9 protein-coding genes are annotated in these 13034 nt (G+C 25.9%); 7 read left to right on the top strand and 2 right to left on the bottom strand.

Annotation, left to right across the window (positions count from 1 at the left end):
- Positions 1-62 precede the first annotated feature (62 nt).
- From AC2TY9_RS12320 to AC2TY9_RS12335, 4 genes are all read left to right on the top strand, one after another.
- Complete coding sequence (locus AC2TY9_RS12320) at positions 63-3347, top strand: DUF748 domain-containing protein (protein WP_489777804.1); 3285 nt, start codon at positions 63-65, stop codon at positions 3345-3347.
- A 94-nt stretch (positions 3348-3441) separates the two neighbouring features.
- Positions 3442-3990 carry a hypothetical protein gene (locus tag AC2TY9_RS12325; protein WP_489777805.1) on the top strand — a complete coding sequence of 183 codons (549 nt, stop codon included), beginning with the start codon at positions 3442-3444 and terminating at the stop codon, positions 3988-3990.
- Between the two features lie 13 nt (positions 3991-4003).
- Entirely contained in the window at positions 4004-4390 is a 387-nt protein-coding gene (locus AC2TY9_RS12330) for a DUF6858 family protein (RefSeq protein ID WP_489777806.1), read from the top strand.
- Positions 4391-4653: 263 nt separating this feature from the next.
- Positions 4654-7026: a bifunctional diguanylate cyclase/phosphodiesterase gene (locus AC2TY9_RS12335; RefSeq protein ID WP_489777807.1), complete on the top strand. Its 2373-nt coding sequence runs from the start codon at positions 4654-4656 to the stop codon at positions 7024-7026.
- 58 nt (positions 7027-7084) lie between these two features.
- Here the strand turns inward: AC2TY9_RS12335 and AC2TY9_RS12340 are convergent, their stop codons facing one another.
- Positions 7085-9283: an endonuclease MutS2 gene (locus AC2TY9_RS12340; RefSeq protein WP_489777808.1), complete on the bottom strand. Its 2199-nt coding sequence runs from the start codon at positions 9281-9283 to the stop codon at positions 7085-7087.
- A 160-nt stretch (positions 9284-9443) separates the two neighbouring features.
- On the opposite strand from AC2TY9_RS12340, the gene AC2TY9_RS12345 reads away from it, so the two are divergent.
- The 3 genes from AC2TY9_RS12345 to AC2TY9_RS12355 all read left to right on the top strand — a co-directional run bounded on the left by AC2TY9_RS12345 (position 9444) and on the right by AC2TY9_RS12355 (position 12202).
- Entirely contained in the window at positions 9444-9827 is a 384-nt protein-coding gene (locus AC2TY9_RS12345) for a PAS domain-containing protein (RefSeq protein ID WP_489777809.1), read from the top strand.
- 9 nt (positions 9828-9836) lie between these two features.
- Entirely contained in the window at positions 9837-11141 is a 1305-nt protein-coding gene (locus tag AC2TY9_RS12350; protein ID WP_489777810.1) for a methyl-accepting chemotaxis protein, read from the top strand.
- Positions 11142-11227: 86 nt separating this feature from the next.
- Positions 11228-12202 carry an aldolase catalytic domain-containing protein gene (locus AC2TY9_RS12355; RefSeq protein ID WP_489777811.1) on the top strand — a complete coding sequence of 325 codons (975 nt, stop codon included), beginning with the start codon at positions 11228-11230 and terminating at the stop codon, positions 12200-12202.
- 18 nt (positions 12203-12220) lie between these two features.
- Here AC2TY9_RS12355 and AC2TY9_RS12360 read toward each other — a convergent pair whose 3' ends face one another.
- On the bottom strand, positions 12221-13012 hold the full coding sequence (locus AC2TY9_RS12360) for a PAS domain-containing protein (RefSeq protein WP_489777812.1): 792 nt from the start codon (positions 13010-13012) through the stop codon (positions 12221-12223).
- Positions 13013-13034 lie beyond the last annotated feature (22 nt).

Raw genomic sequence — 13034 nt, forward strand, 5'->3', positions numbered from 1 at the left:
GAATTGTTATTTTTTATTAACTTTGATGTGTTATAATCATAGATATATGAAAAGGATTACTTATGAAAAACAGTAAACTACTTATAACAATATCGTCGATTCTTTTGATTTATACTATTATTGGTTTTATAGCAATCCCAAAAATTCTTAAACCACAAATAGAAAAAATTATTAATGAAAACATCACTCAAAAAGCAAAATTAGAAAAAATAGAATTCAATCCTTTTTTATTGAAATTATCTTTACAAAACTTAGAGATTTACAATGATAAAGAAACAACAGCAAAAATAGATAATATTTATATTGATTTTGCTGTTTTAAGATCAATTGATGAACTTCACATAGCTTTTAAAGATTTAAAACTTGTAAACCCTTATGTAAATATTATTGAATATGATGATGGAACCTTTAACCTAGAAAAACTTTTAAAAGAAAGTAAAGAGGAAAAAAATAAAGAAGAAACTAAAACAACTAGTTCAGATATAAAATTCCAAATATATAGAACTGTTTTAGATAATGCAACTATTAATTTCACAAAATTAAATAAAGATAATGAGCCATATAAACTAAATATTAGTAAATTTGATTATACATTTTATGATATGGGTACATTTAGAAACATTTTAGCTTCACACTCTTTAAGAATGTTAATCAATCAAAATAGTGAGTTAGAGATAAATGGAGGGTTAAGACTTACTCCATTTAAAATGTATGGTAATATAGAGTTAAAAAATATTAGACCAAGACAATTTTTAGACTACAAAAAAGATTTAGTAAACTTTGATTTAAGTGAAGAGACTTTTATTGATTTGAAAATTGGTTATAAAGTTGATAATGAAAATGAAATGAATATCATCTTAAATGATGGTTATCTAGCATTAAATAAACTAAATATATCAAAAGATAAAAAGACACTAACTTCTTTAGAAAATTTTGCAATTGATAATATAAACCTGCAATATCCAAAAAACAACATTGATATAGATGCAATAGTTTTAAATCAACTAAATCTTAACGCAATAATAGATGATAAAGGTCAAATTAACTTTGCTAAATTAATTGCAAGTAATCAAGAAAAAGTTGAAGAGCTTAAAAATACTGATATTGAAACAAATGCTTCACAAAAGCAAGAAGAAAGTAACAAATGGACTATCTCTTTAAAAAACTTTGATCTAAAAGAATCAAATATAAAGTTTGATGATTTATCAGCTAAACTTTTTACAAAAACAGATGATTTAAATATCACCTTAAAAGATTTAAAAATTGATGGTAACGATATTACTCTTGCAAACCTACTTTTATCAAAACCTAATATTACAATTGATGATAAGAAAAATAATCTATCAATTTTAAATAAAGAGTTAGAAATAGATGCAAGTAATTTTTCTTTTTCAAATTCAAATATCTTACTTGATGAATTAAAAATAAAGAATAGTGCTTTAAATTTTAAAGACATAAAAAATAAAAGCACTGTATTTACTAAAAAAACTGATTTAAATATCGCCAATATCAAAAAAGAGAATGAAAATACTACTATTTCAAATATTAAACTAACAAATCCATCTATTTATTTTTTAGATAGAAAAAATTCTATGAATGTTTTAGCTAACTCAAATACTATTACAGCTAAAAATTTTAGTCTAAACAACACTGATATAGCTCTTGATGAAGCAAAATTAAGTATTCCAACAATTAAGTTCAATGATAAAAAAAGTAAAATGAATATCACTACAAAAAGTTTAAATTTAAGTGCATTTAATACAACACTTAAAGATGAAAAATTAAATATCAAAACAATTAGATTAGCTAAGCCTTCAATCTACTTAGTTGATAATAAAAATGACCAAAATATTGTTGCAAAAAACATTAGCTTAAAAGTGGATAATCTAATTAATAACAAAGGTGCAATTTCAGTTTCTAATTTAAATTTATACAATCCAAATACAAATATAAAAGATAAAAAAGCAAAAACTGATATTCTTGCAAAAAATATTAATATAAATGTAAATAAAATCTCTTTTGCTAATAACGATCTGAAAGTTCAATCTTCAAATATAAATAAACCCTATTTATCAATTACACTAGGAAAAAAAGAGGAATCAAAAGACAAAAAAGTTGAAGAAAAAACAGTTAAAAAAGCTTCAAAAGAAAAAAGTGATTTTAAATTTGATATAGGTCCAGTAAAAATAAAAAATATGAAAATGACCTTTGAAGATAAAAACCTTCCAATACCATTTAAAACAAATATAAATGAACTTCAGGGTAGTTTTTCAAGATTAAACTCAAATAATTCAAAACCAACAAAACTTCAATTAGAAGGAAAAGTTGATGAATATGGTTATACAAAAATTGTTGGAACTGTTGATATAAATGATATTAAATTATTAACGGATACAAATTTATTATTTAAGAATATTGCAATTAAAAACTTTACTCCATATTCAGGTAAGTTTGTAGGTAGAAAAATCGATAGTGGTAAATTAAATTTAGATTTAAAATACAATATAAAAAAATCTGATTTAAATGCCCAAAACTCAGTTATTATTAGTGATATAAAATTGGGTGAAAAAGTAGAAAGTCCAGACGCAGTTAATCTTCCATTAGAACTAGCTATTGCATTACTAGAAGATTCAGATGGAGTTATAGATATTGATTTACCTATTTCAGGAAATGTTGATGATCCTCAATTTTCAATTGCACCTATTGTTTGGAAAGTATTCACAAACTTAATAGTTAAAGCAATCACTTCGCCATTTGCCTTACTTGGAGCAATGTTAGGAATTGATGAAGAGAAGATAAAAAGTATGGATTTTGAGTTTGGCAAAAGTGATATTGTACCTTCTGAAAAAGAGACCTTAGATAGTATTGCAAAACTACTAGCAAAAAAACCTAGACTTGCAATAAAAATAAAACCAATTTATAATCCTCAAAAAGATAAAAAAGCTCTTCAAGATATAAAATTTGAACAATTTGTATTAAAGAGAATGGAAAAGATACCTGAAGGGGATGATTATAAAGAAGCTTTAGAAGAGTTTTATAATGAGTTAAAAGATGTAAAAGAGTTAGATAAAATAAAAGAATCATATTATAAAAAAGATAAAAATGGAAAAGAGTATTTTCAAACTGATGCGTATACAGAATACTTAAGAGATTTCCTTGCTTCTAAACAAAATGTTTCAGAAAAAGAATTGATTTCAATCACTAAAAAAAGAATAGAAAATATTAAAAATTACTTATTTAATATGAAAAAAGTTCCAAAAGAATCTATTATTATAGATGACATTGCAAAACAAGAAGATGAGAAAAACAAATGGGCAGTATTTAACTTCGATGTCTCTACAAAATAAATGTATTATAACTATAAATTATAATACATTTATTTAATTTACTTATAATAATTATTACGTTAGTATTCTATTAAACTTAACAAAAGGGAATACTATGAACAAATTTTTTATCTTTATATTAATTTTTATTGTTGGATTTTTCTCTTATGGCTTACTAACTAAAGAATCAAATAACCCCATAAAAAAAGAAAAAAGACTAACCTGCCAAACAAAAACTACAACCTTTGAAAAAATATCAAATAAACAACTTACACAAGAGGCTATTGAGCTTCTTGAAAGTTCTAATTATATTATTAAATCTAGAATCGAAAAATCTGTATATATGGAATCACAAATTGATAAACATATATGTGAAGAGAAAGCAAATGAATATTTAAATAAAACTATAAATAAGTATATAAAAGACAAAAAACTAAAAGATAAAAAACTTTTAATTGATTATTACATACTTGAAAATGATAAAGAGGACAAGGGAAAAAAAGGAACAAAATGTAAACTTTATGCTGGGTACCTAGTCTTTGAATTTAAACTTGACAATAAACTAATTTATAAGATACAAACTGATTATATGAATATGGATACTAGTGATATCCCTGAAAGAATGGATTGTGTCATTAAATCGTTTATAACATTAAAAAAATAAAAGGGGAAATTAAATGAAACAAAAAATTTTTAAGGATAAATACCATATTTTTGAAATTGAATTTTCTAAAGATGAATTAAAATTTAAAAATGTAAATGAGATATTAGCAGCTTTAAAAGACAAGATTGATGAGCATCCTGTGATAGCTTATATTTCAACATTTGATCAGTTTTCGCAAACAAAAAGAGTAAATGGAGTTATAAGAGAAGATATAAAAGATGCAAAAAACATTATATTTTGTTTTGGGAAAGAGATACCTACTCCTGAAGTTTTAGCTGTAAGACCAAGAGCAATAGGTGTTTGTGAATTAGAAGGTATGTTTGTGGTAAACTTTTTAGAAGCACCAAATGAACAAGCAAATGTAATCATGGAAAATATAATTAAATCACTAAAAGACTAGTTTAAACTAGTCTTTTTTTAACTACAAGATATATAATTGTAAGATATTAGTTTTTTATTATTAATCTTAAATAAAAAAATACAAAAAATTTATTAATTCCTATAATAATAATTTATCTGTAAAATAAAACCTAAAAAAAGACAACTTAATAATACCATATATATAAAATAATTTAATTCTATAAAAAGTTTTTTTAACTTGATAATTATAAAAAGATTATGTTAAAATAATGTAATAAAATAATATAAATTTAAAGGATATTTATGGGAGTGAATTATTTAGATGAAACCTTAAATATATTTCTCTCAGAAATCATAGATCAAGCAGGAAATGGAATACTAATCACTGATCCCAAAAAAGATGATAATCCTATAATTTACGCAAATAAAAGTTTTTATAAAATGTTTGATTATAAAGAGGATGAAATCTTAGGTAGAAATGGCAGATTCCTACAATCTAACAATAAAGAACAAAAATCAATAGATGAAATAAAAAAAGCAATAAAAGAACAAAATTCAATCACTACTATTGTAAAAAATCAGAAAAAAAATGGCGAGATAATTCACTGTGAATTAACAATTACCCCAATTTTTGATGAAAACAATAAATTACAGTTTTTTATAGGTATTATAAAAGATGTTACAAGAGAAGTTGTAATAAAAAATAAAATGAATACAGCTCAAAGATTAGCAAATATTGGTAACTGGGACTATGATATTACTAAAGACAATATATTTTGGTCTAATCAAATATATGAAATTCTTGAAGTAGATAAATCTAAAGTTGAACCCTCTTATGAATATTTTTTAAATGTAATTCTTCCAGAAGATAAAGAGATGGTAAAAAGTGCATATTTGAATTCACTTAAATCAAAAAAACCTTATACAATTCAACATAGATTAAAAATGAATGATGGAAGAATAAAATATGTTGAAGAAAAATGTGATAGTTATTTTGACAAAGAGGGTAAAGCATATAGATCTATGGGTATAGTTCAAGATATAAGCCAAATAAAAGAGATAGAATATGAATTAAAAAGGACAATATCTTTATTTGAAAGTTACAAAATTGCAATGGATAAATCAAGTATCGTTTCAAAGTCAGATTTAACAGGAAAAATAACCTATGTTAATGAAAACCTATGCAAAATAAGTGGTTATACAAAAGAGGAATTAATTGGTAAACCCCATAGTATTATTAGACATCCAGACAACCCAAAATCTATTTTTGAAGATTTATGGTCAACAATTAAATCAAAAAAAGTTTGGAAAAAAACATTAAAAAACATCACTAAAGATGGAGATTATTATTGGGTAGATATTACAATAGTACCTATACTTGATGATAAAAATAATATAAATGAATATATTGGAATTAGACATGATGTAACTAAAACTATTCAACAACAACAAAGATTAGATACTATTGTTAATACTGATATTCTAACAAACTTAGGAAATAGATATAAACTTATAAATGATATAAACAAAAGCACTAAGCCTGCATTAGCAATTATAAATATTGATAGATTTTCTGAAATAAATGATTTTTATGGATATATAATTGGTGACAAGATACTTAAAAGATTTGCAGAAAAACTAAACATTATAAAAGATTCAAATAGTTGTAACATTTATCGTTTACATAGTGATGAATTTGTAATTTTTTATGAAGATATAAGTACTGATCTTTTTTTGCAAAAAATTAACTCTATAAACACCCAACTAAAAAAAGAAAATTTTTATATTGATAGTGAAGACTTTATCAATTTAAATTTTACCATTGGAATCTCCTTTGAAGAAAAAAATAGAATTTTAAACACAGCAACAATGACTATTAAAATTGCAAAGCAACACAATAAAGATATCTTAGTTTACAAAGATGATATATCTTTAGACAAAGAGTATGAAAATAATATAAAATGGACTAAATCCATTAAAGATGCAATAGAAAAAGACAATATTCTACCAGTATATCAAGCAATTATAAATAACAAAACTTTAAAGGTTGAAAAATATGAAGCTTTAGTTAGGATGAGGAAAAAAGATAAATTAATATCACCCTACTTTTTTCTAGAAATTTCAAAGAAAACTAAATTTTACAATCAAATTACAAAAATTATGATAGAAAAAACCATAGAAAAATTCAAAGACCTTGAATATAATTTTTCTATAAATTTAACAATTGAAGATATTTTAAATGCCGAAATAAAAGAGTTTATTTATAAAATACTATCAGACTCACAAGTTGGTAAAAGAGTTGTTTTTGAGATAGTTGAATCTGAATCAATTGAAAACTTTGAAATTGTTTCAAATTTTATTAAAAAAGTTAAATCTTTTGGTTGTAGAATTGCCATTGATGATTTTGGTACTGGTTATAGTAATTTTGAATATCTTTTAAAACTTCAAGCAGATTTCATAAAAATAGATGGTTCTTTGATAAAAAATATTGATAAAGATATTCTTAGTGAAAAAGTTTGTAAGAATATAGTAAATTTTGCAAAAGATTTAGGGATGAAGACAATTGCGGAATTTGTTGAAAATGAATCAATTTTAAAAAAAGTACAAGATTTAGGAATCGATTATTCACAAGGCTATTTATTTAGTGCACCTTGCGAAAGGATAAAGAAAATATAAACCATTGGATATTTATTTTCTAAACCCTTATGTAAAAATGAGATTAGAAAAAAATATCTTATAGTTTAATAACTTTAGCCCCAAAACCTCCAGAAGATGGATGAGCATCCTCGTATGATTTTACCCTTGGATGTTTATCTAGGAACTTTTTAACTGCATATGATAATTTTCCTGTTCCTATTCCATGATAAACTAATACCTCATCAAACCCTGCAATTAATGCATCAGATAAAAATTTATCTAAATTTTCTATTGCCTCATCTGCTCTTTGTCCATGCAAGTCTAATTTTACATGCCCTGAATCAGGTTTTTGAACATTTACACTAGCTTTTGGTTTTGCCTTAATTTTAGGTGGATTTCCACTTCTTTGTAAGTCTGAAAGTAATACCTGCATTTTCATACCCATGTCATTTTCGATGAAAGCTTTTTTCCCTTTTATAGATATTATCTCACCTTTTGAACTTCTATATTTAACTCTATCCCCTACTTTAAGTTCAACTATTTCTTGAACTTTTTCTGTTTTAATAGACTGTGCTTTTGCATGGGCTACATTTAGATGTTGATGACCAATAGCTATTTTTGCTTTTATAGCTTTTTTTGCTTCTTCTCTTGCATCTTTATACTCTTTATGAAGTTTTGATTTCTCTTCATAGATATGCTCATCTAAACTCTCTTTAGTCTCTTTTAGATTTTTATTTAATTTTTCAAACTTCTCTTGCTCTTCTTCAAGTTTTTTAATCTTTTGTTTATACTCTATTTCTAAAGCACTACTTCTTTCAATAAGTTCGTTTAATCTATCTTTATCTTCACCATAAACAATTTTTGCTTTTTTAATTACATTAAATGGTATTCCATATCTTGAGGCTGTTTCAAAGGCATATGATCTTCCTATAGTACCTTGTAAAAACTCATATGTTGGTTTTTGATTCTCTTCATCATAAAGCGCAGCTATTAATTCTACATTTTCATTTGAAGCCATAAGTGAGGCTAATCTTTTATGGTGTGTTGTTATAATAATTTTTATATCTTTTTGAATTAGCTCTTCTATTATAACTTTAAACAAACTAGCTGCTTCATCTGAATCTGTTCCTAGTTCTATCTCATCTACACCAACAATTGCACTTTTTGAAGAAAATAGTTTAGAAAACTCTACCATACGTCCTGCAAAAGTAGAAATATCATTTTTAACACTTTGAGGATCATCTAATACTGCGGCTATCTCTTTAAAGGTTCCAACTTCACTTGTATGATGGGTATAATATGGTAAAAGGTATTTTGATAAAAATACAGCTGATAGAATTGATTTTAACATCATAGTTTTACCACCAGCATTTACCCCTGTAATCATAACTACTGATTTTGAGAAGTCTATACTTATAGCTTTTGCATCACTTAAAGCTGGATGCTTAAACTCTACTAGTTTATTTTTACCTTTTTTATTTGGTAATATAAAATTCTTATCACCTATTTTTGAAAAGAATATTCTTGCTTGATAATGATCAAATCTATCAAACTCTTTATTAATAAATTTTAAAAACAGCAAATTCTTTTCAAAAAGAGAACTTATCTCTTTACATACTTTAAGTATTATCTCTTCTTGTTTATTTATTAGATCACTTTGTTTTTGTTTTAAGTTACTAACACTATGGGGTAAAACATAAAAAAATCCAGAGTTTGATCTATCTAAAACTGTTGCTTTTATAATATGGTTAAATCCACCACGAACTAATAAACACTCTTCCCCATTTATATAATGAACTTGCGAATCAACTAGATAGCTTCTTAACTTAGTATTGTTTATTAATTTATAAAGGCTTTGTTTTATCTCTTGCTTATTATTATATATAGCACCTTTAATAGCATCATAGTCTTCATTAACACCTTGCTTTAGATTCTCTTTTTCATCAAAGTAATCACATATTTTGTTAACTTCAGATGGAATTATAATCCTATCTATCCATTCAGAGAGTTTTCCTTCAAAATTAAATTTTTTTAGATAATTAAAATATTTAATAATTTTTATAAATTCATAAATGTCGTATATTTTTAATATACCTTGTTTTTGAATGTGTAATAAGGCACTATCAAGGTTTGAAACTTTTGTTGGTTCTTTTAAATCAAATTTTGATAATTCACTAATAAGTCTATGGTGAAGGTTTATATCCCCTTCAAGGACTATAGGTTTTTCTCTAGCTAATAATTTAGAAAAAGAATCTATATAATCACTTAAGTCTAATTTCTTTAATATCGTATTCATTCGCGGATTATATCCAATTTATTATAAATGAAATATAAGTAAAAAAAGTAGCAAATAATACACACACAAAATGACACTTTTGAAAAAAGAGGCATCTTCATTATATTTTATTGTATACTAAAAGTAAATATATTATTTTTAACTTTTAAAAGGGGAAATAATGAATGGGGAAGTTAAACTTAGTAAGGAAACAATGATTGTTTCTGAAACTGATTCAAAGGGAATAATTATTTATGCAAACGAAGATTTTTGTAAAATAGCAGGATATACGAAAGAAGAATTAATAGGTCAACCACATAATTTTGTAAGACATCCAGATATGCCAAAGGCTGCATTTGAGGATCTATGGAAAACTGTACAAGCTGGTAAAATATGGAATGGAATTGTTAAAAATAAAACAAAAAATGGTGCCTATTATTGGGTGAATGCAACAGCATTTCCCTCTAAAGATGTAAATGGTAACTTAAGATATATCTCTGTTAGGATAAAGCCAACAGATGAAGAAATTAAAAATGCAGAAAAACTGTATAAAACTTTAGACTAAGGCCAGAAAATGTTTTTTAAAAATAATCAAGACTCAAATGATATATTAAAAGCTTTAGATACTATAGAAAGCTATGTAAAAGAGGATATCAATAAAATTGAATCAAGTGATAATATTTGCAGTGGTAAAGATAAACTTATTATGGAAAAGATTTTAAATATCTCTAATTTAATTCAAAGTAAAAACACTGAAGATTTAACTATCTATGGTGAAATAATGCTTTGTGCAGAAAAACTATCAGATGGTTTTACAGAAGATAGAGTTACAAAAGAAAGTTCAAATAACAAACTTAACTATATTGCAAAGACTATGAATGTTATGTCTGAAAAGCTTCAAAAATCATTAACAAATATTGAAAAAATATTAAATGAATACTCTCAACAAAACTTTTTAAATGAAATTGATGAGACAATGTTTAGAGGTGGAAATTTAAAAAAAATGACCCAAGGGATTAACTCTTTAAAAGAGGAGATAACTAAACAACTAAAAAGCACATATAGAACAAGTTTAGTTTTACAAAAAGAATCTACTGACCTACTTGATATTTCATCAAACTTATCTCAATCAACTACAACACAAGCTGCTTCATTAGAAGAAGCATCTGCAGCTATTGAAGAGATAACTAGTACAATTAAAAATAATACAAATATGGCAAATGAGATGGAAAATTATGGTACTGAAGTAACTGATTCTATTTCAAGTGGTTTATCTTTAGCAACAAAAACAGTTACAGCAATGAATGAAATCAATGATTCAACAAGAGCTGTTCATGAAGCTTTAGATATGATTGATCAAATTGCTTTTCAAACAAATATACTTTCACTAAATGCGGCTGTTGAGGCAGCAACAGCAGGGGAAGCAGGAAAAGGGTTTGCTGTTGTAGCAGGGGAAGTAAGAAATCTAGCAAATAGAAGTGCTGATGCAGCAAAAGAGATAAAGAATTTAGTTGAATCTGCATCAATAAAAGCAAATGAAGGTAAAGGTATTGCTGATGATATGATATTAGGTTATGAAAATCTAAGTACAAAAATAAATAGTACCACCTCACTTATTGAACAAGTTGTTCAATCTTCAAAGGAGCAAGAACTAGGTATTTCTATGATAAATAATACAGTTGCTCAAATAGATACACTTACACAAAAAAATGCACAAGTTGCAGAAAATGTCAGAATTATCTCGTCACAAATGTCTAATATTGCCAATAAAAATGTTGAACTAATTTCTAAATCTCAATTTGTTGGTAAAGAGTCTATTAAAATTAGAGATGAAAACATCAATAAAAACTATCAAGGTGCAGAAAAAAGAGAACACTAAAGGTTATAAGGGAGTATTATAGCTCTTTTATAACCTATTTAACTACTTTTCAGTATCATTACACAAAATTTAAACAGGGAATTAATATGTTACAAAAAGAGGGAAGCATCCTTTCAGTTAGAGAAGATTTAAGAGTTTTTGATTGTACGATCAGAGATGGAGGACTTGTAAATAACTATCACTTTTCAGATGAGTTTGTAAAAGCTTTATATAACATGTGTGTAAATGCTGGAATTGATTATATGGAGATTGGGAAAAATGTATCCCCAACAGTTATGAGTGAAGAGGAATATGGGAAATGGAACTTTTGTAAAGAAGAAGATATTAGAAGTATTGTTGGTGAAAACAACACAAATCTAAAAATTGCTACTATGGCTGACGTTGGAAGAACTATTAAAGAAGAGATTCCGCCTGCAGACGAATCAGTAGTTGATATGATTAGAGTTGCAACTTATATTCACCAAATTCCAGAAGCTTTAGAATTAATTGAAGATTTCCATGCAAAGGGATATGAAACAACATGTAATATTATGGCTATTTCTAAATCATTTGACAATGAACTTGATGAAGTTTTAGCACAAGTTGCTAAATCAAATGTTGATGTTATTTATATTGCTGATAGTTTTGGTTCTTTTTACCCTGAACAAATTAATAAATTAACTGATAAATATTTAGATGTGGCGAAACCAGTTGGTAAAAAAGTTGGTATCCATGCACACAATAATCTGTCATTAGCTTATGCAAATACACTTGAAGCTATGGTTTATGGAACAAGTTATTTAGATGTTACTGTTTCAGGATTAGGTAGAGGTGCAGGAAACTGTGCTATGGAACTTTTACTAGGATTCTTGAAAAACCCTAAATATAAATATCTACCTGTATTAGGATTTATCCAAGATTATATTGTACCTTTAGAAAAAGAGCTAGATTGGGGATGTAGTGTTCCTTATATCGTTAGTGGTCATTTAAATGAACACCCAAGAGCTGCTATGAAAGCTAGAGATACTGGTGATACAAATTATGTTGAATTTTACAACAAAATGACAGAAGAGTATAGTTGAAAAAGAAGCTAGTTTTTACTAGCCTTCTTTTTTCTTCAGTGTAGTTTCTTTTAATTTTTCTTCAAGCTCTTTTTGTTTTGTAATATCTCTTCGAATTGATGTAAACCCAATATGTTTGTTATCTTTGTCATAATCACATGAGATTGTAACATCTACCCAATATGCTTCACCATTTTTCTTTTTGTTTTTAATTTCACCTTTAAACTCTTTACCACTTTTTAAAATTTGCCACATATTTTTATAAAAAGTTTTACTCATGTCAGGATGTCTAATAATGTTATGTGCTTTTCCAAGAAGTTCATCTTTTGAATAAGCACTTATTTCACAAAAAGCTTCACTAACGTAAGTTATGTTTCCTCTTAAATCTGTTTTTGATGCAATTACATTTTTACTAAATGATTCAATTAATTTTTGATGTTCTAAGTTAAGCTCTTCAAGCTCTTTTTGTGTAGTAATGTCATGTCTAATTGCTGTATATCCAACAATATTGTTAAAATCGTCTAACATAGGAGATACAGTCATATCAACCCAATAAAAAGAGCCATCTTTTTTTCTATTTTTTATTTGAGTTTTAAAAATTTTTGAGTTTTTTATTGCATCCCAAAGCTCTTTAAATACTGAACTTGGAGTATCAGAATGTCTTATTATATTATGAGACTGTCCCATTAACTCTTCTCTAGTATAACCACTTATTTTACAAAATGCATCGGATACATAAACAATGTTTCCTTTTAAATCAGTCTTTGATGCAATTACATTTTGACCATAAACTTCTAGTAACTTATAGTATGCTTCTTCTGGATCTAACATTGTCTTATTTCTCCCTCAAATT

The organism is Arcobacter sp. ISO1, assembly GCF_058105185.1.